17 protein-coding genes and 2 pseudogenes are annotated in these 24,835 nt (G+C 67.9%); 8 read left to right on the plus strand and 11 right to left on the minus strand.

Features of this window, described 5'->3' with window-relative positions; genetic code table 11:
- Positions 1-141: 141 nt before the first annotated feature.
- A complete protein-coding gene (locus AQ610_RS19900; RefSeq protein ID WP_043282969.1) occupies positions 142-2,076 on the plus strand; it encodes an SMP-30/gluconolactonase/LRE family protein in 1,935 nt (644 codons plus the stop codon).
- A 243-nt stretch (positions 2,077-2,319) separates the two neighbouring features.
- Positions 2,320-3,396 (plus strand): hypothetical protein, encoded by a 1,077-nt coding sequence (locus AQ610_RS19905; RefSeq protein WP_006028436.1) that lies wholly within the window; start codon positions 2,320-2,322, stop codon positions 3,394-3,396.
- On the opposite strand, the gene AQ610_RS19910 is transcribed toward AQ610_RS19905, so the two are convergent.
- Positions 3,374-4,360, minus strand: a complete 987-nt coding sequence (locus AQ610_RS19910; RefSeq protein WP_006028437.1) for a ribose-phosphate diphosphokinase — start codon at positions 4,358-4,360, stop codon at positions 3,374-3,376. The genes AQ610_RS19905 and AQ610_RS19910 overlap by 23 nt on opposite strands.
- Positions 4,361-4,450: 90 nt before the next feature.
- On the minus strand, positions 4,451-6,583 hold the full coding sequence (locus tag AQ610_RS19915; RefSeq protein ID WP_009914109.1) for an NAD(+) synthase: 2,133 nt from the start codon (positions 6,581-6,583) through the stop codon (positions 4,451-4,453).
- Between the two features lie 369 nt (positions 6,584-6,952).
- Between AQ610_RS19915 and AQ610_RS19920 the strand changes: the two genes are divergently transcribed.
- The 3 genes from AQ610_RS19920 to AQ610_RS19930 all read left to right on the plus strand — a co-directional run bounded on the left by AQ610_RS19920 (position 6,953) and on the right by AQ610_RS19930 (position 9,181).
- On the plus strand, positions 6,953-7,402 hold the full coding sequence (locus AQ610_RS19920) for a CBS domain-containing protein (protein ID WP_006028440.1): 450 nt from the start codon (positions 6,953-6,955) through the stop codon (positions 7,400-7,402).
- A gap of 124 nt (positions 7,403-7,526) precedes the next feature.
- Positions 7,527-8,642 carry an alanine dehydrogenase gene (gene ald / locus AQ610_RS19925; protein ID WP_006028441.1) on the plus strand — a complete coding sequence of 372 codons (1,116 nt, stop codon included), beginning with the start codon at positions 7,527-7,529 and terminating at the stop codon, positions 8,640-8,642.
- A 191-nt stretch (positions 8,643-8,833) separates the two neighbouring features.
- Positions 8,834-9,181: a hypothetical protein gene (locus tag AQ610_RS19930; protein WP_015602628.1), complete on the plus strand. Its 348-nt coding sequence runs from the start codon at positions 8,834-8,836 to the stop codon at positions 9,179-9,181.
- Between the two features lie 204 nt (positions 9,182-9,385).
- Here the strand turns inward: AQ610_RS19930 and AQ610_RS19935 are convergent, their stop codons facing one another.
- The 4 genes from AQ610_RS19935 to AQ610_RS19950 all read right to left on the minus strand — a co-directional run bounded on the left by AQ610_RS19935 (position 9,386) and on the right by AQ610_RS19950 (position 15,092).
- On the minus strand, positions 9,386-9,925 hold the full coding sequence (locus AQ610_RS19935; RefSeq protein WP_006028443.1) for an Hsp20/alpha crystallin family protein: 540 nt from the start codon (positions 9,923-9,925) through the stop codon (positions 9,386-9,388).
- A 286-nt stretch (positions 9,926-10,211) separates the two neighbouring features.
- On the minus strand, positions 10,212-11,231 hold the full coding sequence (locus AQ610_RS19940; RefSeq protein WP_043283430.1) for an IS110 family RNA-guided transposase: 1,020 nt from the start codon (positions 11,229-11,231) through the stop codon (positions 10,212-10,214).
- A 262-nt stretch (positions 11,232-11,493) separates the two neighbouring features.
- Positions 11,494-13,875 (minus strand): serine hydrolase, encoded by a 2,382-nt coding sequence (locus AQ610_RS19945; RefSeq protein WP_043282974.1) that lies wholly within the window; start codon positions 13,873-13,875, stop codon positions 11,494-11,496.
- Positions 13,830-15,092: a putative glycoside hydrolase gene (locus tag AQ610_RS19950; RefSeq protein WP_006028446.1), complete on the minus strand. Its 1,263-nt coding sequence runs from the start codon at positions 15,090-15,092 to the stop codon at positions 13,830-13,832. Before AQ610_RS19950 ends, AQ610_RS19945 begins: the two co-directional genes overlap by 46 nt.
- Before the next feature lie 361 nt (positions 15,093-15,453).
- Between AQ610_RS19950 and AQ610_RS19955 the strand changes: the two genes are divergently transcribed.
- Positions 15,454-17,649: a phosphocholine-specific phospholipase C gene (locus AQ610_RS19955; RefSeq protein WP_006028447.1), complete on the plus strand. Its 2,196-nt coding sequence runs from the start codon at positions 15,454-15,456 to the stop codon at positions 17,647-17,649.
- Between the two features lie 327 nt (positions 17,650-17,976).
- Here AQ610_RS19955 and AQ610_RS19960 read toward each other — a convergent pair whose 3' ends face one another.
- Positions 17,977-18,396 carry a secondary thiamine-phosphate synthase enzyme YjbQ gene (locus AQ610_RS19960; RefSeq protein WP_006028448.1) on the minus strand — a complete coding sequence of 140 codons (420 nt, stop codon included), beginning with the start codon at positions 18,394-18,396 and terminating at the stop codon, positions 17,977-17,979.
- Positions 18,397-18,429: 33 nt separating this feature from the next.
- Positions 18,430-18,756, minus strand: coding sequence for a thioredoxin family protein (locus tag AQ610_RS19965; RefSeq protein WP_009917547.1), 327 nt, complete (start codon positions 18,754-18,756; stop codon positions 18,430-18,432).
- Between the two features lie 389 nt (positions 18,757-19,145).
- Between AQ610_RS19965 and AQ610_RS37500 the strand changes: the two genes are divergently transcribed.
- Entirely contained in the window at positions 19,146-19,838 is a 693-nt protein-coding gene (locus AQ610_RS37500; protein ID WP_006028450.1) for a hypothetical protein, read from the plus strand.
- Here AQ610_RS37500 and AQ610_RS37505 read toward each other — a convergent pair.
- The 3 genes and pseudogenes from AQ610_RS37505 to AQ610_RS19985 form a co-directional block, all read right to left on the minus strand.
- A pseudogene (locus AQ610_RS37505) lies at positions 19,825-20,229 on the minus strand (DUF2244 domain-containing protein); the annotation flags it as partial. The gene AQ610_RS37500 and the pseudogene AQ610_RS37505 sit on opposite strands and share 14 nt — an antisense overlap.
- A gap of 111 nt (positions 20,230-20,340) precedes the next feature.
- Positions 20,341-20,640 (minus strand): annotated as a pseudogene (locus AQ610_RS34225) (cbb3-type cytochrome c oxidase subunit I); the annotation flags it as partial.
- Between the two features lie 192 nt (positions 20,641-20,832).
- Positions 20,833-23,226, minus strand: a complete 2,394-nt coding sequence (locus tag AQ610_RS19985) for a DNA polymerase II (RefSeq protein ID WP_006028452.1) — start codon at positions 23,224-23,226, stop codon at positions 20,833-20,835.
- Between the two features lie 261 nt (positions 23,227-23,487).
- On the opposite strand from AQ610_RS19985, the gene AQ610_RS19990 reads away from it, so the two are divergent.
- On the plus strand, positions 23,488-24,813 hold the full coding sequence (locus AQ610_RS19990; protein WP_006028453.1) for an MFS transporter: 1,326 nt from the start codon (positions 23,488-23,490) through the stop codon (positions 24,811-24,813).
- Positions 24,814-24,835 lie beyond the last annotated feature (22 nt).

Genomic DNA, 24,835 nt, shown 5'->3' on the forward strand with positions numbered 1-24,835 from the left:
GGTACGCCGGACGCAATACAGACTGCAGGCTGCGCCAGCGATACCGAGGAAGATTTCATCAATCACCGATCACGGATGTCGAGAAATCCGGCTGGCCGACCATTCACGTGAATGATCGCCACATTCAGGAGGGCATCAGTCATGGTCGAAACAAGACGAATGCATGCTGCGCTCGTCGCGGCAGCGATCGCCGCGATTGCACCGGCCTGCCACGCGCAAAACACCACCGACTGGCTGGCGAACACCTACGGCACCCTCGCGGCCCACGTGGGCAACACCGCGCGTTCGATGTGGGTCGCGCCCGAAGGCGTCATCTACACGTCCTCGATGTGGGACGAATACGAGGGCGGCGTCGCGATCTATCAGAACGGCAAGAGCCTCGGCTCGATCGGCTCGCACGCCGAGTTTCAGGGCGGCGCGATCACGGGCAACGCGACGTCGATCTTCGTCGCGCTTCAGTACGACAAGTCGCATGGAAGCGGCGCGGTCGGGCGCTACAACCGCGCCACCCGGGCTCGCGATCTTTTCATTCAGGTCAGCGCGTCGAACAACCAGCCTCGGGTCGACGTCGTCACCGGGCTCGCCACCGCGGGCTCGCTCCTCTATGCGAGCGACTTCTACGGCAATCGCGTCCGGATCTTCACGACGGGCGGCGTCTGGCAGCGGGACATCGGCGTCTCGGGCCCGGGCGCGCTCGCCGTGGATCGCGCAGGCAACGTCTGGGTCGCACGCAAGAGTGCGGGCGCGATCGTCGAGTTCAGTCCGGCCGGCGCGTTGCTGAACACCATCCGGATGCCCGTCGGATCGCAGCCGTCCGCGCTCGATTTCGATGCGTCGTCGGGGCAACTGATGGTCGGGGACGAGGGCCCGGACATGAACATCAAGCGCTACGACGTCTCGGGCACGCCGGCGCTCGCCGGCACGTTCGGCATTCGGGGCGGCTATCTCGACGCCACGACGGGCATCAAGGGCCAGGTGGGCGCGAAGCGCTTCACCCGCGTCGCCGGCATCGGCAAGGACACCGCCGGCAATCTCTATGTGCTCAACAACCCGTGGGGCGGCAGTTGGGACCTCGGCCGCAACGGCGGCACCGACATTCATGCGTACGACAGCGCCGGCAACCTGCAGTGGACGCTTCAGTCCCTCAACTTCGAGGGCGTCGCCGCGCCGGACCCGGCCACGGACGGCGCGCTGTTCTATGGCGGCACCAACATCCATGCCGGCAGCGCCGGCGGCGCCTTCGTCGCGAACACCGTCGATCCGTTCTCCTACCCGTCGGACCCGCGCATCGACATGAACGATACGCAGCGCGACGAGCATTTCGGGCAACTCGTCGCCGTTGGCGCGAACCGGATTCTCGTGGCGTCTGGCCAGAATCCGCCGATCTTCTACTTTTTCCATTTCGACAACGCGAATGGCTACGTCGCCATTCCGGACGCATCGATTCCCGGCCCCGCGTTCAATACGACCCAGCGGGTCACGGGCGGATTCTGCATCGACAGCAAGGGCGGCGTGTGGGCAGGGCTGGACAAGACCGGCTCGATCTACCATTACCCGCTGACCGGTTTCGACGCGAGTGGCAAGCCGGCATGGGGAGCCGGCATTCCGGTCCGCATTCCCGCGAGCGTCCAGCCGCTGACGCGCATCGTCTACCTCGCGGACAGCGACACCATGATTCTCGCGCAGGGCATCGCGGGGAGCGCGGACTGGACGTCGATCGGCACGCGGATCGAGGTGTATCACGGCTGGCGCGCGGGCAACACCACCACGCCCGATCCGGTGATCAATCTCGCCAGCGCGGGCGCCAAGTCGATCGATGCGGCCGGCGATCACCTGTTCGTCGGCTACTGGTTCAGCAGCGGCGGGCCGGCGAGGCCGGACATCGACGCCTTCAACCTCGCCACGGGCAAGCTCGACGCCACGCTGGTCAACACCAGCACCGCCACCGTCGACGCCAGCAGCGCCGTCGATTCGATGTACGGCGTCAGGGCATACCTCCGATCGACGGGCGAATACGTGGTCACGAAGAACAACGTCAAGGGCAACAGCATCACCGTTTATCGCTGGAAGCCCTGATCGTGCGTTGCGTCCGCGAAAGCGGCGGCCGAGCGCCGCGGCAACGCGCCCGCGCTTGATCTCGCGCAACATTGCCGCCGCGCCGAAATCTATGCTGGCCGTGTCGATGGCGGCGCATCGGCATCGAAACGTCGCACGGCGAGCCGGTGCGCGGCCGTCGGGGACGCGTGCGCCTCGCCGCGCCACCCACGCTCAATGCGCGATCTGAGCGGTGCGAATCGCGTACTCGGATCAGAGGCTTGCATGATCGATGCGGATCGTGGGCGGTCGCCCGTCGCCTCGCTGATGGAGAAAGTCGCCCGGCTGCGGGAGCCCGCTACCTGGCCGGACGGCGCGCATGCGGTGACGGCGATCGAAACGCACATGTCCTGGGTATTCCTCACCGATCGCCATGCGTGGAAACTCAAAAAGCCGGTGCGGGCGTCGCAGCTCGATTTTCGCTCGCTCGCCGCGCGCGCGCGTTTCTGCCACGAGGAAGTCCGATTGAATCGCCGGCTTGCGGCGGACGTCTATCTCGATGCGGTGCCGCTCACGATCGATTCGGACGGCCGCTTGAGGCCGAATGGCGCGGGCGAGATCGTCGACTGGCTCGTCGAGATGAAGCGCTTGCCTGCTGAACGGATGCTCGACCGGGCGCTGCTGCACGGGACCGCGACGCGGGCAGACGCGCGTCGCGTCGCGGAGCGATTGAGCGCGTTCTACCGCTCGCTTGCCCCCGCGCGAGGCGGCGCCGATCTGTACCGCGACGGCTTGCGCCGAACGATCGACTGCAACGAACGTGCGTTGCGCCGGCCGATGTTCGAGCAGCCTGTCGAGGTCGTTCGGGCGGTTTGCGTATTGCAGCGTGCGCTGCTGGACGCCGAGGCCGCCCGCTTCGACGCGCGCGTCCGGCAGGGGCGCATCGTGGAAGGGCATGGCGATCTGCGGCCCGAGCACGTCTGCATCGACGCGCAGATCGCGATCATCGATTGCCTGGAATTCTCCAGGCGGCTGCGCACGCAGGACATGGCCGACGAGATCGGCTTTCTCGCACTCGAATGCGAGCGACTCGGCGCGCCCGACTTCGCGCGCGCGCTATTGGACGAATATCGCGCGGCGAGCGGCGACGCCGTCGACGACGCGCTCGTGCATTTCTATCAGAGCTGCCGCGCGATGACGCGCGCGCGACTGGCCGCCTGGCATCTGCGCGAGAAGGCGTTCCGGGCGACCCCGGTCTGGCGCGATCGCGCGCGCGCATACGTCGCGCTCGCGCAGCGGCACGCCGGTTGCTGTGAGCGCCTGTGGACGGCGGCGAGCATCAGCGCCGCAGCAGGTCCGTGAGCGAGCCGCCGCGATGGATGCGCGCGATCGCCTCCGCGAACAGCGGGGCGCTGTCGAGCACGGTGAGCTTGTCTCTGAGCACGCCGGGCGGCACGCGCCACGGCGGCACCGAGTCGGTGACGGCAAGCGCGGTGAGCGCGTCGCCGCCGAGCAGTTCGGCGGCGCGGTCGAAGAACATCCCGTGCGTCGCGACCGCATAGACAGACTGCGCGCCCAATGCCCGGCAGTCGGCGGCGGTGTGGGCGAGCGTCGTGCCGGAGCCGATCAGATCGTCGACGATGACCGCGCAGCGGCCCGCGACGTCGCCGACGAGCGGCTTGGCGGTCACGACGCCGCTGCTGCGCAGCTTGCCCGCGAAGGCCGCGTCGACGGGGCGGCCGAGCCGCGTGGCGAGCCTCGCCCGAAAATCTTCCGCGCGGCGCACGCCGCCGGCATCCGGTGACACGACCACGATGGGCAGCTCGCCCGCCTGCCCGGCGAACCAGTCGACCAGCAGCCCGTTGGCTTCGAGGTGTTCGGTCGGGCAGCGAAACGCATTCTGGTACGCGGCGACGTTGTGCACGTCGATCGTGACGATGCGATCGACGCCGACGGCTTCGAGCATGGCCGCCACGTAGCGCGTGGAGACCGGATCGCGCGGCTGCGATCGTCGGTCCTTGCGGGAGTAGCACAGGTACGGCACGACCGCGCAGACGCGCGCGGCGGAGGCGTCCTTGAGCGCGCCGATGAACAGGAGCAGCCGGCACAGCTTGTCGTTGACGGAGCTTCCCGCTTCTCCGTACAGCGACTGCACGACATAGACGTCGTGTCCGCGCACGCTGACGAGCGGGCGCGTCTTGTGTTCGCCGTCCTCGAACGCGCGCTCTTCGTGCGCCGTGAGCGTGACGCCGAGATGGGCCGCGAGCCGCTCGCCGAACGAGCGGCTCGTCGCGAAGGCAAAGAGGCTGAAGGGGCTGTATGGCATGGTGGGAGATCCTCGATTCAGGAGCCGCCGCCGCGGCGGCGACGGGCAAGACACGCCGGCGCGGTCATGGCGGAGGCGGCGGCGTCCGCTTCAGCGCGACGCGGGGGCGGAGCGGTCGTCATCGATGGTCTCCGGCACCGTCGCGAGGTCGGCGAGCCAGGCGCGCGCACTCGCGTCGCTCGGCGCGCGGTAGTCGCCGCGCGGCGACAGCGAACCGCCGGAGCCGACCTTCGGGCCGTTCGGCAGGCAACTGCGCTTGAACTGCATGTCCTCGAAGAAGCGCGTGACGAAGATTTCGAGCCAGTGCTTGATCTCGCCGATCGAATAGGCATGCCGCTGGCCGTCCGGCACGTCGGGCCAGCGGCCGTGCGTTGCGTCATGCCATGCATGCCAGGCGAGATACGCGACTTTCGACGGCCGATAGCCCAGCCGCAGCAGGTAATAGAGATTGAAGTCCTGCAACTCGAACGGACCGACGGCGGTTTCCGATTGCTGCGCCGGTTCGGCATGGGCGTCGCCCGGAATCAGTTCGGGGCTGATCGCCGTCGCGAGCACGTCGTGCAGCACCGGGCTTGCTGCGCCCGCGAACGGGCCCTGCTCGGCCGCCCAGCGCACGAGGTAGCGAACGAGCGTTTTCGGAATGCTCGCGTTGACGGCGTAATGGGACATCTGGTCGCCGACGCCATACGTGCACCAGCCGAGCGCGAGCTCGCTCAGATCGCCCGTGCCGACGACGAGCGCCCCATGCCGGTTCGCGAGGCGGAACAGGTAATCGGTGCGCATGCCGGCCTGCACGTTTTCGAAGGTCACGTCGTAGCACGCCTCGCCGCGCGAGAACGGGTGGTCGAGATCGCGGAGCATTCGCGTGCAGGCGGGCCGGATGTCGATGCCGATGTGCCGGCAGCCGAGCGCGGCGATCAGGCGGGCGGCCTGCCCCGCCGTGCGCGCGCTCGTCGCGAAGCCCGGCAGCGTGCACGCAAGCACGTGATCCCGCGGCAGACGAAGCGCATCCGCCGCGCGCACGCACGTGAGCAGCGCAAGAGTCGAATCGAGCCCGCCCGATACGCCGATCACCAGACGCTCGACGCCGGCCGCCTTCATCCGCGTCACGAGCCCCTGCACCTGAATCGCGCTGATTTCCTCGCAGCGTTCGTGGCGCAGGGCCGGATCGGACGGGACATAGGGAAATCGCTCGCATACCCTCGCGAGCGGCAACACGCCATCGGAATCGACGGCGACGTCGATCGGAATCGTCCGGAATGCCGCGCACGCGCTCTGGTGCCGCAGCGCGGCGTGCGCGAAGCTCGTCTGCCGCATCCGTTCGCTGGCGAGACGCTCGACGTCGACATCGGCGAACAGGAGCTGCGGCGTCGGCGCGAAGCGGCGCGCCTGCGCAAGCAGCACGCCGTTCTCGAACAGCATGCCGTGGCCGTCCCATGCGAGATCGGTCGTCGATTCGCCCGCGCCCGCGCAACTGTATGCGTACGCGGCCAGGCAACGGGCCGACTGGTTGCCGACGAGGGCGCGCCGGTATTGCGCCTTCGCGATGGTGGCGTTCGAGGCGGACAGGTTGAACAGCACCGTTGCGCCGGCGAGGGCGGCATACGACGACGGCGGAATCGGCACCCACAAATCCTCGCAGATCTCGACATGGAACGTCAGCAGCGGCTGCGCGCGGGCCTGGAACAGCAGGCGGCTTCCGCATGGAATCCCGGCTTGCATCGGCAGATCGACGGTTTCCTGCGCGAGCGCGTCCCCCGACGCGAATTGCCGCGCCTCGTAGAACTCGCGGTAGTTCGCGAGATAGGTCTTCGGCACGATTCCGCAGATTCGCCCCCGATGGACGACCGCCGCGCAGTTGTAGAGCGTGGCGCCGATTCGCAGCGGCACGCCGACGATGGCGACCGCCGCGAGATCGTTCGACGCGGCGACCACGTCGTCCAGCGCCGCAAGGCCGGCGTCGAGCAGCGCCTGCTGCTGGAAGAGGTCGTCGCAGGTATAGGCGGACAGGCCGAGTTCCGGACAGACGACGACCAGTGCGCGTTCGCGCGCCGCGTCGCGCATCGCGTCGATCGTGCGCGCCGCATTGAAGGCCGGGTCCGCGACGCGCACGGGCGGTATGGCGATGGCGATCCGGACGAAGCCGTGCCGGTACGGATTGAGGAAGCGTTGCGCGGGTGCGTCGCCGGTCGCCGGGCGGCGAGGGCGGGCGGGGGTCGTCATTGCTTGCTCCGGATGGCGCGCCGCGGGCCGACACATGCGTCGGGGCGGAACGCTCGCCGAGTGGGCTGCGCGCGGCCAGGCGGGCGAGCCGCGGCGCGCCCGACGTGCCGCACAGCGCCTGACGTTTCGAATCTAGGAACAAAGCCGCGAGGATGATTTGACGGACATCAAGTCCGCGCGGAAGCGCCGACGCGGGCCAAGGCAGCGGCATTCGGCTCGCAGCGCGTCGCGTCGATTGCGCCCGCGTTCGCCGCGCGCGATGCGTTGACGTACGTCAATCCCCGCCGAGTGGCGGCTCCTAACCTGATCGCACGATACGTCGCGCGACGCGCTTCGCCGTGCGCGGCCATTGGCACAGGAGAGACAACCATGCATATCGGAAGAATCAGCACCCAGCCCGTCGAATTCTGCACGGTCGATTGCAGCGCGCTCGAATTGGCAGAGCGCATGCGCCACGTCCATGTCGGTGATATCGTCGTGATCGAATACCGCGATGGCGACGCCGTGCCGATCGGCCTTGTCACCGACCGGGATCTCGTCATCGAAGTGATGGCGCGCGGCGAAGATCCGGGCCATGTGACTGCCGGCCAGATCATGTCGCGGGGTCTGATCGTCGTATCGGAGACCGACGAAATTGCCGTCGCACTCGAGGAGATGCGTCGTTCAGGCATTCGCAGGCTGCCGGTCGTCGACGACGCAGGCCGGCTGACCGGAATCGTCACGCTCGACGACATCGTCGAGTATCTTGCGGCGCTGTTCGGCGGAATTGCGGAAGTCAGCAAGCTGCAGCAGGTCGAGGAGCAACGCTTCCGCGCGTAGCCGATCACGTGCGTCACGCTTCGGACGCCGGCAGGGGGAGGGAGCAAGCGCATCGCGGCCGCCCGGTTGGGTGGAGCGGCGAGCATGCGAGTAGACTCTGCACCAAAACCCGAGGAGACAAATCATGCTGATTGGCGTGCCGAAGGAGATCAAGGTCTACGAATATCGCGTCGGCCTGACGCCGGCGGGTGCGCGCGAACTTGCACTGCACGGCCATCAGGTGCTGGTGCAGCGCAGCGCGGGCGCGGCGATCGGCCTGCGGGACGAGGATTACGCGGCGGCCGGCGCGACGCTCGCCGACGACCCGGCCGACGTGTACGCGCGCGCCGACATGATCATCAAGGTCAAGGAGCCGCAGCCGGCCGAATGCGCGATGCTGCGGCGCGGGCAGATCCTGTTCACGTACCTGCATCTCGCGCCCGATCCCGAGCAGGCGGCGGCGCTCGTCAAGTCGCGCGCGGTCTGCATCGCCTACGAAACCGTCACCGCTCCCGGCGGCGGCCTGCCGCTGCTCGCGCCGATGAGCGAGGTGGCCGGCCGCATGTCGATTCAGGTCGCCGCAGCGCATCTCGAAAGTCCCGGTGGCGGAATGGGCCTCCTGATGGCGGGCGTGCCCGGCGTGCCGGCCGCGCACGTCGTCGTGCTCGGCGCGGGCGTCGTCGGCACCTGCGCGCTGCAGATGGCGGTCGGCCTCGGCGCGCGCGTGACCGTGCTCGACACCAGCGTCGATCGCCTGCGCCAGCTCGACCTGATCTTCGGCAACCGGATCGCGACGCTCCATTCGAACGCGCATGCGATCGACGACGCGGTGCGCAACGCGGACGTGGTGATCGGCGCGGTGCTCGTACCGGGCGCGTCCGCGCCGCGGCTCGTCACGCGCGAGATGGTGTCGAAGATGCGCGCCGGCGCGGTCGTCGTCGACGTCGCGATCGATCAGGGCGGCTGCTTCGAGACGTCGCATCCTACGACGCACGCGCAGCCGACCTACGTCGTCGACGGCGTGGTTCACTACTGCGTCGCGAACATGCCAGGCGCGGTCGCGCGCACGTCGACGTTCGCGCTCGGCAATGCGACGATCCGCCATGCGATCGCGCTCGCGAACAAGGGCTGGAAGCGCGCGCTCGCCGACGATCCGTATCTGCGCTCGGGGCTGAACGTCTGCGACGGCCGAGTCACGCACGAAGCGGTCGCGCGCGCGCTCGGTCTCGCCTACATGCACGCGGACGAGATGCTGGACTGAATCGTTGCGCAGCAGCCTGAACGAACGCGGATCGGCCGGCGAGCCGCGCGGCAAACCTGCCCGATGCGCGCCGCGCATGCCCGGCCGTGACGGCGGATTGACGCACATCAATCGCCGGCGTGTTCGAATGCATACGCTGAAATCGTGAGCGGCATCGGCGCGATGCGCGCATGCACGGATCGGAGGCTATTGTGCGGACCGGACATCACTTCTTTCCCGAACTCCGGCATGCAACGGTGCCGACTTACTTCGTCTCCTATCTGTTCCCGCTGCTTCTCGCGGGCTACGAAGCGTACCGCGTCGGATACTGGGTCAGCCGGCACGGCTGGCATTTCAACGAACTGTCCCAGGCGGGCTACGAATTCACGCTGATGCTGATCGTGTTCGCGCTGCAAGTCGTGCTCGACGGGCTGTTCTTCATCACCGCGTGGGTCGGCCGGCATCCGGACGTCGAGCACCGGCTCTCGAACCTGACGTTCGGCATCATCTGCTCGGCGCTCGTGCTCGCATTCGACGTCGTGCTGCAGGTTGTGTTCTGAGCCGCCGCCGCCCGGCCGCAGGCGCTGCGCGCTGCGCGGCGTCGCGGGCCGCCCGCGGCGAAGCATTTCGCATCGACCGGGAGTCACGGTCTGCATCCCAAAATATCGTCGAGCGACCTCGAACGATGCCGGGGTCGCCGACGCGCGCCAATGTTCACGGCCGCGCCGCGGCGCGTGCGGTGGCCGCCGGGCAGCGGCGGAGCGTCAGCCGGCCTTGATCTCGATCTTTTTCTCGGCCCTGGACGCTTCGGGCGTCTTCGGCAGCGTGACCTTCAGCACGCCCTTGTCGAACGACGCGTCGATCCTGTCGCGGTCGACGCCGTCCGGCACTCGGAAGTACCGCTCGAAAGCGCCGAAGCGACGCTCGTGAACGTAATAGCCCTTGCGCTTTTCTTCTTTCTCTTCGTGTTTTTCGCCGTGAATCGACAGGCCGCCGTTCGAGAGCTTGACCTCGATATCCTTCTCGCTCAGCCCCGGTAATTCCGCGGTGATTTCGTAGGACGTGTCGGTTTCGACGAAGTCGACGGCGGGCTCGGCCGCCCACTCTCGTTCGCGGCGCCAGAACGGCTCGATGTCGAAGATCGCCCGTCGCATCGACGACACGCGCACGCCGTGATCGAAATCGTCGAGCAGGCGATCGATCTCGCGCCGCAGCGTCTCGATCGGGTGCCAGAACGGCGCGGTCAACGAACGCTCCGTGCTTTCCCGCGGCTTCTTGACCGGCAGCTTGGTGGTTTCGCTCATGTCGCACCTATATGAACGCGTCCCGTTTGCAACAGTTCTCGTGTGTTCCGACAGACAGGATGGGCTGCAGCTCTATATTCGGCCTTGATGCAGTCGATATTGCCGCTGCGGGCCCCTATGAAATCCGCTGGCCCGCGCCTCACTCTCCTAACGAGCTCAAAGCTCTTGGTGACATTCAGGCTTGGCGGGCCCAGGTCCTACCTGGCTCGTCATCACACTCGATTGCTGCGCAACCTTTCGACGTTCACCCTGTGTAAATGTTGATCTTCTACCTCGCAGGAACCGATTAGACTGGTTTCACGCTGATGTAGTCCTTTCGATACGCTCGCTCATGAGCGAGTACCGCCCAGATCGTTCGCGCCGTCTTGTTGGCCAGTGCGACGATCACGACATTCGTCGGCCGTCGCTTCTTGATCTGCTCAACCCACGGCCCAGGCTCCTTCGCGTGCGTCAGTACGCTTCGTGCGCCGTGAATCAGCAACGTCCGCAGATACGTGTCGCCTCTCTTGCTGATTCCATGCAGATTCACCTTGCCGCCAGAACCTGTCTGCTTGGGCACCAAACCCGCCCACGCCGCAAATTCCCGCCCCGATCTGAACGCTTTCGGATCGCCCATCATGGCCACTGCAGCGGTCGCCGTCAGCAACCCCACGCCAGGAATCTCGCTGATCGCCTGCACCGCCCGGTCTTCCTTCTTCCATTCGCGCATCCGACGCTCGATCTCGGCAACCTGCTCGTCCAGTCTCGCCAACCCGCTCCACTGCTCGCGCAGCGTTTCGATCAGTGCCGCTGGCAGACGCTCCGCGATCCGGCTAAGCGCCGCCGGTATCTCCTTGTCCAGTGCCGCCCGGCCCTTGCTCATCACTTCGCCGTATTCCGTCAGCAATCCACGCAGCCCGTTGATCTGCATCGTGCGGAACTTCACCAACTGCTCGCGCATCCGATGCAGCGCCAACATCGCCTGCTGCATTTCCGTCTTCACCGCTATCGGCTTGCCCGGCTGCTGCACTGCCAGCCATATCGCTCTCGCGTCTGCCGCATCGTTCTTGTTACGGATGTTGAACGCCTTCACGAACTCCGCCGGCATCAGCCTGACCTCATGACCCATCTGCTTTAGCGCTCGGGCCCAGTGGTGCGCACCGCCACACGCCTCCATCCCAATTACGCACCGATCACGATTCACGAAGTGCTCCAGGAACTTCGCTCGCTTGATCGCCTTGTTCACAATCTCGCCGCTTGCCTGATCAACGTAATGCACCTGGAATACGTTCTTGGCGATATCGACGCCCACTGCCATACTGTTCATCGTGGATCCTCCGGTTGCCGGGAAATGCGTGCATTTTCCACCTGGGCACATCGATGCCGTTGGCCCGTGAGGATCCACCCCTCTCTTGCTCTCACGTGCGCGGATGGGACGCGTTCATTTCATTCTCCTTCTCGTCAATGGAGCGTTCATTCTCGGCCGGCACCGGTTGCGATTCTTGACGAAGGTCAACGCTCAAAATGGGGCGGCGAATCGGCTCCGCACGCACGCGCCGCTGCGCGGCCCTCCGCCGTGAACGCGCGCGTCAATACAGCAGATACGCGGCCCGCTCATGCGCGAACGCCGCGTTCTGCGCGTCGACGACCTGCTCGATCTCGTCGAGCGGACGCCCGTCGGCCAACATGTCGGCCACCTTGCGCGAGCCGACCGACGCACGGATCGCATCGATCCGGAACCGGTCCGGATAGCGCCGATGCAGTGCGAGCGCGAGCGCAAGCCCCACGCTGCCGGGCCGCACCGTTCCCGGCAGCCGCTCGATCCGCACGCCTTCGCAGAGCGCGCCGCGGTACGGCCCTTCCGTCGGCACGAACCGGGCCGGCGCGAACGTCGCGTTCAAATGCATCGCGCCGAGGTCGTCCGCGAGCGCGCGGCCATCGATCCACGGCGCGCCGACCACGCGGAACGGCGTCGCGGTGCCCCGTCCGACGCTGATGTCCGCGCCTTCGACGATGCCGACGTCCGGATACAGAGACAGCGCGGCGGCATCGCGCAGATTCGGCGACGGCGGCACCCAGCCGAGCCCGGTATCGCCGTAGCGCATCGTGCGCCGGTAATTTTCCATCGGCACCACGACGAGATCGGCACCGATGCGAAGCCGATCGTCGAACAGCTTCGCGAGCTCGCCGATCGTCATCCCTGGCGCGAGCGGCAACGGGTAATAGTTCGTGAACGATCCGGTGTCGGCGTCCGACACCGGCCCCCCGGCGACGTCGGCGCCAAGCGGGTCCGGCCGGTCGAGCACGACCACGGGAACGTGCGTGGCCGCCGCCGCCTCGAGCACGTAACCCAGCGTCGCGAGATACGTGAAGAAGCGCACGCCGGCGTCCTGGATGTCGAACACGAGCACGTCGACGTTCGACATCGTCGCGGGCGCGATTCGTCGCCGGTTGCCATACAGGCTGTGGACGACGACGTGCGTATCCGCGTCGGTCGCATCGCCGAACGGCGAGTCGACGTCGGTCCCGAGTCCGTGCTCGGGCGCGAAGATCGCGACGAGCCGGGCGCCGGGCGCGTGCGCGAGCAGATCGATCGTGCGCCGGCCGAGCCGGTCGAATCCGCTGCGGTTCGTCACGAGTCCGATTCGCTTGCCGGCCACGGCTGCAAAGCCGTTCGACTCGAGCACGTCGATGCCGGCCAGCACGGGCCCGGCCGAGGCCGGCGCTCGCGCCGCCCGCGCGAGCGCCGCCGCCATCGCGGGCGCTTCCTCGGCGATCCGTTCGGCGGATACGGGTGGCGAGCGGCTCGCGACGATGCCGAGCACCTGTTCGCGCAGCGGTGCCGCGTTGCCGCGTTCGTCCGGATAGAGGCGGCTCGTCAGGACGATCACGAAGCGATGCGTGACGAGATCGATCCAGAGACCGGTGCCCGTATAGCCGAGGTGCCGCAGCAGACCGACCGGCGGCAGCCGATAGCGATTCGCGGCGAGCGGCGGCTGCAGTTCCCAGCCGGCCGTGCGCGCATCGCCTTCGGCGTCGAGCGTGGCCGGCGTCTCGAGCGCGGCCACGCTCGCGCGGCTCAGCACGCGCGCCGCGCCGATCGCGCCGCCGTTCAGCAGCATCCGTGCGAAGCGTGCGAGATCGTCGGCGCTGGCGAACAGGCCGGCATTGCCGGCGACGCCCGTCATTGCCGCGGCGATCGGGTCGTGCACGCGGCCCCTGAGCAGGCGGCCGTCGCGAACGGCGGTCGGCGCGACGCGCGAGATCGCCGCGGCGCGGGGCCGGAACGTCGCGGTCGCCATGCGAAGCGGCGCGAAGACATGCTTCGCGCACCATGCATCGAGCGGCCGACCGGTCACGCGCTCGACGATCTCGCCAAGCGCCACGTAGTTGACGTCGCTGTAGATCACGCGCGTTCCCGGCGGCGCCACGGGCGACATTCGCGCGACATCGGCGAGCACCGCCGCCCGGCTGCGCAGCGCCCGCGTCGACGTCACGCCGGCGGGCAAGCCGGACGTGTGCGCGAGCAACTGCCGGACCGTCACGCCGGCCTTGCCCTGCGCGGCGAAAGCGGGCCAGTAGCGTGCGGCCGGCGCATCCAGCGCGAGCCGGCCTTGCTCCGCAAGCTGCATGACCGCCGTGGCGGTCGCGACGACTTTCGTGAGCGAGGCGAGATCGAACACGGTGTCGGCCGTCATCGCTTCGGCGGCCGGCCCCGTCATGCGCCAGCCGCGAGCCACGCGCTCGCGCACGCCGCCGGCGTCGCCCGTCACGACGACCGCGCCCGTAATGTGGCCGTCGGCGATCTCCGCGTCGATCGCGGCGCCGATCGCGACGGCCGCCGATTGCGGCGCGGGGTGGCGGCCCGCGTCGGCATGCGCGCCCGGCGGCGCCGACACCGGCGACGCCAGCATCAGCGCGCCGCTCAATGCGGCAACGCAGCGGAATCGTAGCGATTGTGCGGATTCCATACCATCCATCCGTCCGTGCCCGCCGCTTCGGCGGCGTCGATTTGCACGCGAATCTCGTCGGCGCCGAATGTGCGGCGATCGAACGCGTAGTCGCGAAAAGCCTGTAGCCACGGCCGGAAGCGCACGCCGGCAAGCCCGGTGCGGCGCATGGCTTTCGCCAGCGAGCGGCGGACGATCTCGCCGGGCCGCTCGGTCGGCTTCCCGACGCCCGGCACGCCCAACGCGAAGCCGGACGGATACAGCATCGGCGAAATGTAGTCGACCGTGCGCCCGAGCGTCTCGAGCCGCTGGCCGATGCGCGTATCGTTTGAATTCCAGCAGACATAGCCGAAGATGTCGACCGACAGATAGACGTTGTACGGCCGCAGTCGCGCCCGCGCACCCATCAGAAAGCCGGTGATCGCCGCGACGCGGTTCGATTCGGTGTTGGGCTCGCCGAACCGCAGGCCGTTCGCGTCCGGGAAGCGCAAGTAGTCGAACTGGATTTCGTCGAAGCCCATGCGGGCCGCTTCTTCCGCGAGATCGTAGTGGTGCTCCCAGGCTCCGCGCACGGTCGGATCGATCCAGCGCTGGCGCTCCCGATCGCGCCAGACCGCGCCGGCGGCATCGCGCACCGCCCAATCCGGGTGCGCGGCCGCGAGCGGATCGTCCTTGAACACGACGATCCGTGCGATCAGATAAAGGCCGCGCGCGTGCAGCGCGCGCACCAGCGCAGATAGATCGATCGCGCGCGGCGCGGCGTCGCGCCGAACGGCTGCCGCGCCGATCGATTCGCGCGCCGCGCTGCGATACGGCGTCGCTCCGTCATCTCCTTTCACGTCGATCACGAGCGCATTGATCGCGGTCTTGCCGGGCAGCGCGAGGACGGCGTCGCGCAGCGCCCGGTTCGCAACGCCGAACGCGGACAGATAAACCGCCTTGGGACGCAGCGGCATCATGCGCACGATGCGCGCCGCGTCCCCGTCGCGCAATGTGGCTTCCGCGCGCGCGTAGCCGGGCGCCGTCACGCTCATCGTCGTGGCGGCTCCGCCGGCCGCGGCCGGCACGGCGAGCTTGCCGTCCGCCGCGGTGATTCGGGCCGTGCCCGATGCGTAGGCGGTCGCGCCCGCAAGCGGGCGACCGCTCGCGGCATCGACGACGGTAATCGCGACCGTCGCCGCGTGGCCCGGCAGCCAGACCAGCAGGCACAGGATCGCAATGGCGGCGCGGCTAGCCATGACCGCCTCCCGCGGCGCGCGACGCGCCGCGCGGATCAAGAGGAAAGACTCTCATGGGAGCCTCGCCAGACGTTTTTCAGCCAGTTTCATTGTTGGTCGTTCTGGCGCACTGAGGCAGATCAATCATCCGGTCGGCAGGGTTTTCCGCGACGGCGCGCGCGACGGCCCGAATTCCGATACCCGCCATCGTCATCTCCGCATCACGCTGACGTCACGCTCGAACCTTACAGTCCGCTTGGGAATTCCCATGCCGAGGAGGGGCTCGATGTCCGGCGTCACCGGCGCGCGTCGCACGCGCGTCCGGCTCGCGCGTGCATCGCCGGTTCATCGCTCGGTCAATTCAGAACAAGGACTCCGGAACATGAACTCTCGCCGCAGATTTCTGCAAGGCGCCGCATCCACCGGCATCGCGGCCGCCACGCTGGCCGCGTTCCCGCCCAGCATTCGCCGCGCGCTCGCCATTCCCGCCAACAACCGGACCGGCACCATTCGGGATGTCGAGCACATCGTCATCCTGATGCAGGAAAATCGCTCGTTCGACAACTACTTCGGCACGCTGCGCGGCGTGCGCGGCTTCGGCGACCGCTTCGGCATTCCGCTGCCCAACGCGCCGACGGTCTGGCAGCAGCGCAACGCGGCGGGCGCGCCGGTATTGCCGTACCACCTGGACGGCAGCAAGGGCAATGCGCAGCGCGTGAGCGGCACGCCGCACTCGTGGGACGACGGCCAGAATGCGTGGGACGGCGGGCGCATGTACCAGTGGCCGCGCTACAAGAACACGGCATCGATGGGTTACTTCCGGGAGAGCGAGCTGCCGTTCCAGTTCGCGCTCGCGAATGCGTTCACGATCTGCGACGCCTACCACTGCTCGATGCACGCGGGCACCAACTCCAACCGCCTGTTCATGTGGACCGGCACCAACGGCCCGACCGGCGCGGGCGTGGCCTCGGTGGTGAACGAATGGGACGACATCGGTCCTTCCACGCTCGGCTACGAGTGGAAGACCTATCCCGAGCGCCTGCAGGAAGCCGGCGTGAGCTGGAAGGTCTACCAGAACATGCCCGACAACTTCACCGACAACTCGCTCGCCGGCTTCAAGCAATACCGGCGCGCGAACGAGGCGTCGGGCAAGCCGGTGAGCAACAGCGACAAGGTGGTTTCGCCCGCGTATGATCCGGCGAGCGACGACGTGCGCAACCCGCTGTACAAGGGCATCGCCAACACGATGCCCGACGGCGGTTTTCTCGGCGCTTTCAAGGAAGACGTCCGCAACGGCAAGCTGCCGCAGGTGTCGTGGGTGGTGGCGCCGGCCGCGTATTCCGAGCACCCCGGCCCGTCGAGCCCGGTGCAGGGCGCGTGGTACATCCAGGAGACGCTCGATGCGCTCACCGCGATGCCCGACGTCTGGAGCAAGACCGTGCTGCTCGTGAACTTCGACGAGAACGACGGCTACTTCGACCACGTGCCTTCGCCGTCGGCGCCTTCGCTGAACCCGGACGGCACGCCGGCCGGCAAGACCACGCTGTCCGACGCCGACATCGCGTTCGAGCGCTTCACCCACCCGAAGCCGCCGGGCACCAAGAGCCAGCCGCAGCCCGACGCTCGCGTGTATGGCCCCGGCGTGCGCGTGCCGATGTACGTGATCTCGCCGTGGAGCCGCGGCGGCTGGGTCAACTCGCAGGTATTCGACCACACGTCGACCCTGCGCTTCATCGAGGCGCGCTTCGGCGTGCGCGAGCCCAACATCTCCGCGTTCCGCCGAGCGGTATGCGGCGATCTGACGAGCGCCTTCAACTTCGTGCAACCGAACGACGAGCCGCTGCCCACGCTCGCCGGCCGCAAGACCCAGGCCCAGGCCGATGCGCTGCGCGCCGCGCAGCAGCAGATGCCGCAGATCGTGCCGCCCGCGAACGGCCAGTTGCCGCGCCAGGCGGCGGGCACGCGGCCTTCGCGCGCATTGCCGTACGAGCTGCACGTCAATGCCGTCGCCGGGACGCTCGACGGCACGCTGCGCCTCGTATTCGCCAACACGGGTCAGGCCGCGGCCGTGTTCCACGTCTACGACAAGCTGAATCTGGGCCGCCTGCCGCGCCGCTACACGGTCGAGGCCGGCAGGCAGCTCGACGACGTGTGGGCCGCCATGACCGACAACGCCGGCAAGTACGACCTGTGGGTGCTCGGGCCCAACGGCTTTCACCGCCACTTCACCGGCGACCTGAACCGCTTGCGCGCGGGCGGCGCTCCCGCGCCCGAAGTGCGGGTGGAGTACGACAGGAAGCACGGCAACGTGCAATTGCTGTTGCGCAACGAAGGGGCGCGCGAGTGTGTGTTTACCGTGCGCGCGAAGGCGTACCGCAACGATGGCCCGTGGACCTTCAAGGTCAAGGGCGGCGCCGGGCGCAAGCACCACTGGAAGCTGGACGACAGCGGCAACTGGTACGACTTCGTCGTGACCTGCGACGCCGACGCCGGCTACGCGCGCCGCTTTGCCGGCCGGGTGGAAACCGGCGAGCATTCCGTCAGCGATCCGGCGATGGGAATGGGCGACCGGTTCTGAGTGGACACCGCGGCGGCTCGGGCAGACGCGCTGTCTGTCGATTGCGTCTGCCCGGCGCGCCGGGGGAGTGCGCGTCCGTCGATTCGCGGACGAGACGCCGATTCGGTATGGATCGACGGCGCATCGTTCACCGCCCCGGGCGATCGCCAGTCCGGCGTCGGCCAACACGTGCCGCATCGCGCGGGGGCGACGGTCAATGCGCCATTGCGATATCGCGACGCGACGTCCCGATCCGCGTTCGCCCCGTGCCGTATCCGGCCGCGCATTGTCAGCGCTCGCGGCATGACAACCGCGTGCGACACCGTGCGCAACGGACACGCCGCACGTTCACTCGCCGATCAGATGCAGCACCACATCACGCCGATGCGGCGCGCGCCGATGCTCGAACAGATAGATGCCCTGCCACGCGCCGAGCACCATGCGCCCATGCTCGACGGGAATCGATAGCTGCACCTGCGTGAGCGCCGTGCGCAGATGCGCCGGCATGTCGTCGGCGCCTTCGGTGTCGTGCTCGTAGCGCGTATCGTCCTCGGGCGCGAGGGCCGCGAAATATCGCTCGAGGTCGCGCTGCACCGATGGGTCCGCGTTCTCCTGGATCAGCAGCGAAGCGGACGTGTGCCGGCAGAACACGGTGAGCAGGCCCGTGCTGATCGACTGCAATTCGACGAACGCGCGCACTTGCGGCGTGAACTCGACGAGACCGCATCCGCGCGCCTCGACGGTGATGTGTTGAATCGACTGTTGCATGGCGATGGGCGTAGAGGGTTCATACCAGCGGGTTCATACCAGCGCGGCGAAGCCGATGGATTCGATCTGCTCGGCATCGGTCGGGCGGACGACGCGCGCCACTTCGGCGCCGTCGCGCAGGAACACCAGCGTCGGCCAGAGCTTGATCCCGAACGAGCGGCCGAGCGGCCGGCCGGGGCCGTCTTCGATTTTCAGGTGTCGAACCTCGGCGTGCGCGGAAAACGCGTCGCGAATTGCGGGCTGGGCGCCCGCGCAGATGCCGCACCAGTTGGCGCCGAATTCGATGACGGTCGCGCCGGCGAGCGCATCGACTTCCGCGCGCGTGGGCGCGTCGGCGGCATAGGCTTGTGGAGGGGTCATCATGGCTCCGTGGGCTTGGCAAAGGCATGGTTGCGTCGTGTCGTGGCCGTCGTCGAGGCCAGCGGTTTTACTGTAGTCGAAAAAGGGCGCGATTACACGGGGCGTTGCCCGGCTCGCCGCCGCGACGCGTGACGTATCCGTCGATCTTGCAAGAAGCGAACCCGGACCGGGCGATGGGACGGGCGTTTCTTCAACGTCGGCAAGCGGCGGGCCGGGAATCTTGTCGACGGAATGCAAATCCGTCGCGTTGGCGCGAGAGCAAACTACGATCACGACTTGGGGGCGGTGCGGCGAGCGTTTTCTCGATGCGGAGCCTAGAATGGGCTGTAGCGTCTGCACCTTGGTGCGAAACCAGCCGATTTTTCCTCCTGCTAGCGACCGAAGCGGACATGAATATTCACAACGCACACTTCATTCGCCCGGCGCTGGGCGCACTTTGCATCGCTTCGCTGGCGTCGCTTCATGGGTGCGGCGGCGAGGCATGCTTCGGTTTCGACGGTTGCTTCAACGATGGCGGCGTGCAGACCGTCACGCTGTCCGGCACCGCCGCCACCGGCCGGGCGCTCGCCAGCGCGACGGTCAACGTCGACTGCGCACAGGGCTCGGCCGCGACGCTGTCCGACGGCGGCGGCCACTATGGCGTCACGTTCGACGCCACACTCCCCTGTGTCATCACCGTGACCTCCGGCGGCGCGAGCCTGCATTCGCTGGCATACGCCGGCGGCACGTTCAATACGACGCCCGAGACCGAGCTGATGCTCGTCTACCTCGCTGCGCAGCTTGGCACGAGCGCGGCCCGCTTGGTCGGCGATCTGCCGAACAATTCGCGCTTCCAGCAGACGCTGGAGAATCAGACCGATGTGCTGGCCGCGCAAACGGCCGTCGTCGCGAACCTCCAGCAGCGCTATGCGGTCACGTTCGCGACGCCGGCGTTTTTGACGACGCCGTTTTTTGTCGGACAGCCGGGTGTCGACGGCGACCTCGGCGCGCTCGCGAACGCGGGCGCGATCGACGCCAACGGCATGCCCGATGCCGCCGCCGTGTCGCTGCTGCAACAGGCGGGCGCCGCGCATCCGCTGTGAGCGCCCGATTCGCCTCCGTGGCGACATACCGCCGTTGCGCCAGCGTGACATGCCGCCCGATGGACGCCGCATCGCCGCCATGCCGTATCCGTATCCCGGGATTGCGTCCGCTCTCGAACGCCACCGTCGCCCAGCGCGGATTCCAGTCGTATCGCCGGAGCTTCGCGCCGTCGCATCGAGTCACTTCGAGGCGCCGCCCGGTCAGCACGACGCAGTCGTAATCGACGGCGCGCCGCGCATACATCAAGAAGCACCCGCCGATGGCGACGGCTTCGCCGATCGCGAACGGCGTCGCGATCGCCGGCGTGAGCGCGGCCAGCAGGCCCATCGACAGCAACGACTGGCGCGGCGACAACGCGCAATTTCGCCGCAGCATCCACACCTGGCGATTCGCGTTCGCACGCGCATACCGCCGCGTCTTGCCCATGTACGTCGTCGGCAGCGCGACCCGGAACAGGAAGTACGCCTGCATCAGTCCGAACGCGAATGCGCCGATCGTCGCGATCTGATCCATGATCGACGACGCGCCGGCGATGTGAATCGCGAAGATCGACAGAGGTCCATGCCTGGGCCCATCTGCGTCGAGAGCGGCGCGTACATCGTCCAGCCGGCGGCCGGCGCGCCGCCCGGCACGAAGAACGAGCCGATCAGCAGCGCGCTCGACACCGGCAGCAGCCAGAAGCTGGAGTTGTTCATCCGCGCGAATCATCAGCGCCATCACGCCGCCGATCATCAGATTGATGACCGAGAACAGCAGATACAGCGTGCCGATGTCCTTGTGATTCGTCGCGAACAGCCAGCGGCATCAGCCGGTCGGTATGGGATGCGCGACGGCGTCGAGGTCCGCCGCGCCGGTCGTCGTTTCGCTCATCGTGTGCTTGCCTCGTTCTCGTGATTCCGGAGCGCGGATTCGCGCGCCGCGCGCATCGCCGGCATCCGCTGCGCGCGATGCGGGCGCGGCCCGATGTGCGATCCGTATGTAAATAGACAGACCCTAGAACAACTGCCCCTGCCCGGAGATCACCGACTCGAAATCGTCGCGCACGAACGGAAGAATCGCGTCGGCGACGGGCTGAAGCTGCCGGCTCACGTAGAACGCGTAATCGATCGGCATGCGAAGCGTCTCGAGCGGCTCGGGGCCGGCCGTCGTCATCACGTAGCTGATCCATCCGCCGCGCTGGTACTGGAGCGGGCGCCCCTGTTCGCGGTTGAACGCGTCGGCGACGCGCGCGGCGCGCACGTGCGGCGGCACGTTGCGCTCGTAATCGCGAAGCGGCCGGCGCAGCCGCTTGCGGTAGACGAGCTGCCCGTCGAATTCGCCGGCGAGCGTGCGGCGCACGTATTCACGGATGAAAGCGCGATACGGCTCGCGCTTGAAGACGAGCCGGTACAGCTCCCGCTGGAACTGCTGCGCGAGCGGCGTCCAGTCGGTCCGCACGGTTTCGAGGCCCTTGAACACGACGTCCTCGCCGCCATCCGCCGCGATGACGAGGCCCGCGTAGCGTTTCTTGCTGCCTTCCTCCGCGCCGCGCACGGTCGGCATCAGGAAGCGATGGTAGTGCCGCTCGTACTGGAGCTCAAGCGCGCTGTCGAGCCCGAAGCGCTCCGCCAGGTGCGCGCGCCACCAGCCGTTGACGTGCCCGACGAGCGCGCGGCCGATGCGGTCCGCTTCGTCGCCGGCGTGCGCGCGCTTGAGCCAGACGAACGTCGAATCGGTGTCGCCGTAGATCACGTCGTAGCCTTGCGCCTCGATCAGCTCGCGCGTCTTGTGCATGATCTCGTGGCCGCGCATCGTGATCGACGACGCGAGCCGCGGATCGAAGAACCGGCATCCGGACGAGCCGAGCACGCCGTAGAACGCGTTCATGATGATCTTCAGCGCCTGCGACAGCGGCTGATTGCGCTGGCGCTTCGCGAGCTCGCGGCCTTCCCAGACGCGGCGCACGATGTCCGGCAGGCAATGGCGGCTGCGCGAGAAGCGCGCGCCGAGAAAGCCGGGCACCGATTCGGCGTCTTCGGGATGGGCGGCGCCTTCGATGAGCCCGACGGGATCGATCAGGAAGCTGCGGATGATCGACGGATACAGGCTCTTGTAATCGAGCACGAGCACCGAATCGTAGAGGCCGGGCCGCGAATCCATCACGAAGCCGCCGGGACTCGTGTCGCCGGTCACGTCGCCGAGGTTCGGCGCGACGTAGCCGAGCCGGTGCATCCTCGGCATGTACAGATGCGTGAACGCGGCGACCGAGCCGCCGATGCGGTCGGCCGGCAGCCCGGTGACGGCCGCGCGCTCGAGCATGAACGGCAGCAGGTCCGCCTTCTCGAAAATGCGTGTGACGAGCTCGCAGTCCTTCAGGTTGTAGCGCGCGAGCGCGGGCTTGTCGCAATCGAAACGGCGCTGGATTTCGTCCATGCGCTGGTACGGATTGTCGATCGCCTTGCCTTCGCCGAGCAGCGCCTGCGCGACGTATTCGAGGCTGAACGACGGAAAGGTCCACGTCGCGGATTTCAGCGCGTCGATGCCGTCGATCACGAGCCGCCCGGCCGCCGCCGCGAAGAAATGGTCGGGCTGCTGGCCGTGCGCGCGCCAGTCGAGCACGCCGCCGCCGCGGCCGAGCCGCAACGGCACGCGGTACTGCACGGCGTGCGCCTGCAGTACGCGCAAGTCGAACTGCACGAGGTTCCAGCCGATGATCGCGTCCGGATCGTGCCGCGCGAGCCAGTCGTTCAGCCGCTCGATCAGCGCCGGCCGGCTGTCGCAGTAGTCGAGCCGGAAATCGACGTCGCGCGCGTCGCCGTTCGCCGGCCCGAGCATGAAGACCTGCCGCTCGCCGCATCCCTCGAGCGCGATCGAATAGAGCTCGCCCTGCGCGCTCGTCTCGATGTCGAGCGACACGCAGCGCAGCGCCGGACGATAGTCGCCGCCGGGTTTCAGTTCGCCGTCGCGCAGCGCGCCATTGTCATCGCCATTGCCGTCGCCGTCGGGCGCGCCGCGAAACCGGACGGGCGCGGTGATGAAGCGCTCCATCATGTAGCGCTCCGGCGGCAGGACGTCAGCTTCGTAGACGTCGACGCCCGACTGGCTCAGGCGCTTCTTCAGCGCGGCGAGGCGGCGGTATCGGCGGCAATAGAGTCCGACGACCGGGCGTCGGCGGAAATCGCGCAGCGCAAGCGGGCGCAGCACGGCGTCCGGGGCGCCCTGAACGCCCTGAAGCGCGCGCTCGGCCTGCTCCTGCTGCTCGGCGGGGATGAACGCGACCGATTCCTGCGCGCGCAGGCGGACCCGGCGCGCACCGCGCGCGGTCGCCAGCCAGAACTCGACCTCGGTGCCCTGCGCCGTGTCCCGCCAGTGGCGGGTGAGAATGAAGCCCTCTTCGAATTCCGTCAAAACGGGTTCTCTATCTGCTCTATCTGTCGACATGCCGCTGCGGGATTGTAGCGCCGGGGGGCGCACGTGCGGCGTGCGGCCGCCGATTCGGTCGGCGAGCGCGGTCGCCGTGGTTCAGCCGCTCGGGAACGTTCGCCGGATTGGGCGTTTGCCTAATATATAACGTCAGGCATGCTTCGCAGTCATGCATTCGCCCGATGAATCCCTGGGGCGACGTGCCTACCATACGCATCACACGATACAAACGATTCGGAGACACGCATGAACCCTCTCTCGTCCGTTGCGGCACGGCCCGCATCGGAACCGCTGAACGACGGCTATCGCAAGGTCACGTTGCGGCTGATCCCGTTGATCTTCGTCTGCTACCTGTTCAACTACCTCGACCGCGTGAACGTCGGCTTCGCGAAGCTGCAGATGCTGGGCGACCTGAACATGAGCGAGACCGTCTACGGTCTCGGCGCGGGCATCTTCTTCGTCGGCTACGTGCTCGCGGGCGTGCCGAGCAATCTGGTGTTGCGGCGCGTCGGCGCGCGCGCGTGGATCGCGATCATCATGATCGTGTGGGGCGCGCTGTCGTCGGCGCTGCTGCTCGTGAAGACGCCGGCGTCGTTCTATACGCTGCGCTTCTTCACCGGCATCGCGGAAGCCGGGTTCTTCCCGGGCATGGTGCTGTATCTGACGCAATGGTTCAGCGCCGAGCACCGCGGCCGCGCGATCGCGCTCTTCATGTCGGCGATCCCGATCTCCGGCGTGATCGGCGGCCCGCTGTCGGGCTGGATGCTCGATCGCTTCTCGGCGGGCCAAGGCGGGCTCGCCGGCTGGCAGTGGCTGTTCCTGTTGCAGGGCGCGCCGACGATCGTGCTCGGCGCCGCGGTGTTCGTGTTTCTCGAGGACCGGATCGACGACGCGCGCTGGCTGTCGGGCGACGAGAAGGCCGCGCTCACCCGCGCGATCGCGACGACGGCCGCCGACGCCGCCCTCGCATCGTCCGGCCGGCCGCACACGTTGCGCGACATCCTGCTGAACGCCTCCGTGTGGAAATTCGGCGTCGTCTATTTCAGCATCCAGATGGGCGTGTACGCGATCAACTTCTGGCTGCCGTCGATCATCCGCTCGCTCGGCGTCGGCGGTAGCGGCGCGATCGGCTGGCTGAGCGCGATCCCGTACCTGTTCGCGTGCGTCGCGATGATCGCCGTCGGCAAATCGGCCGATGCGCGGCAGGAGCGCCGCTGGCATCTGAGCGTGCCGATGGCGGTCGGCGTCGCGGGGCTGCTGATGGCCGCGCAATCGGGCAACGCGATCGTGCCCGCGATGATCGGCCTCGTGCTCGCGACGGCCGGCGCGCTCACCGCGCTCGCGATGTTCTGGCCGCTGCCGACGCTCGTGCTGACGGGTACGGCCGCGGCGGGCGGCGTCGCGCTGATCAACTCGCTCGGGCAGGTTGCCGGCTTCGTGAGCCCCTACATCGTCGGCTGGATCAAGGACGCGACGCAGCGCACCGATCTCGCGCTCTACATCCTGTCGAGCACGATGGTCGTCGGCATCGTGCTCGTGATGCGCACGCACGCGCGGCGCGCCGGCCGCTGACGCGGGCCACGTCGCGCGTTTC

The sequence above is a fragment of the Burkholderia humptydooensis genome (assembly GCF_001513745.1).
GTDB classification, from domain to species: Bacteria; Pseudomonadota; Gammaproteobacteria; order Burkholderiales; family Burkholderiaceae; genus Burkholderia; species Burkholderia humptydooensis.

Coding starts and splice junctions, on each gene's coding strand:
- AQ610_RS19900 (WP_043282969.1), top strand. CDS start 142: ATGGTCGAAACAAGACGAATGCATGCTGCGCTCGTCGCGGCAGCGATC.
- AQ610_RS19905 (WP_006028436.1), top strand. CDS start 2,320: ATGATCGATGCGGATCGTGGGCGGTCGCCCGTCGCCTCGCTGATGGAG.
- AQ610_RS19910 (WP_006028437.1), bottom strand. CDS start 4,360: ATGCCATACAGCCCCTTCAGCCTCTTTGCCTTCGCGACGAGCCGCTCG.
- AQ610_RS19915 (WP_009914109.1), bottom strand. CDS start 6,583: ATGACGACCCCCGCCCGCCCTCGCCGCCCGGCGACCGGCGACGCACCC.
- AQ610_RS19920 (WP_006028440.1), top strand. CDS start 6,953: ATGCATATCGGAAGAATCAGCACCCAGCCCGTCGAATTCTGCACGGTC.
- ald (WP_006028441.1), top strand. CDS start 7,527: ATGCTGATTGGCGTGCCGAAGGAGATCAAGGTCTACGAATATCGCGTC.
- AQ610_RS19935 (WP_006028443.1), bottom strand. CDS start 9,925: ATGAGCGAAACCACCAAGCTGCCGGTCAAGAAGCCGCGGGAAAGCACG.
- AQ610_RS19940 (WP_043283430.1), bottom strand. CDS start 11,231: ATGAACAGTATGGCAGTGGGCGTCGATATCGCCAAGAACGTATTCCAG.
- AQ610_RS19945 (WP_043282974.1), bottom strand. CDS start 13,875: ATGGAATCCGCACAATCGCTACGATTCCGCTGCGTTGCCGCATTGAGC.
- AQ610_RS19950 (WP_006028446.1), bottom strand. CDS start 15,092: ATGGCTAGCCGCGCCGCCATTGCGATCCTGTGCCTGCTGGTCTGGCTG.
- AQ610_RS19955 (WP_006028447.1), top strand. CDS start 15,454: ATGAACTCTCGCCGCAGATTTCTGCAAGGCGCCGCATCCACCGGCATC.
- AQ610_RS19960 (WP_006028448.1), bottom strand. CDS start 18,396: ATGCAACAGTCGATTCAACACATCACCGTCGAGGCGCGCGGATGCGGT.
- AQ610_RS19965 (WP_009917547.1), bottom strand. CDS start 18,756: ATGACCCCTCCACAAGCCTATGCCGCCGACGCGCCCACGCGCGCGGAA.
- AQ610_RS37500 (WP_006028450.1), top strand. CDS start 19,146: ATGAATATTCACAACGCACACTTCATTCGCCCGGCGCTGGGCGCACTT.
- AQ610_RS19990 (WP_006028453.1), top strand. CDS start 23,488: ATGAACCCTCTCTCGTCCGTTGCGGCACGGCCCGCATCGGAACCGCTG.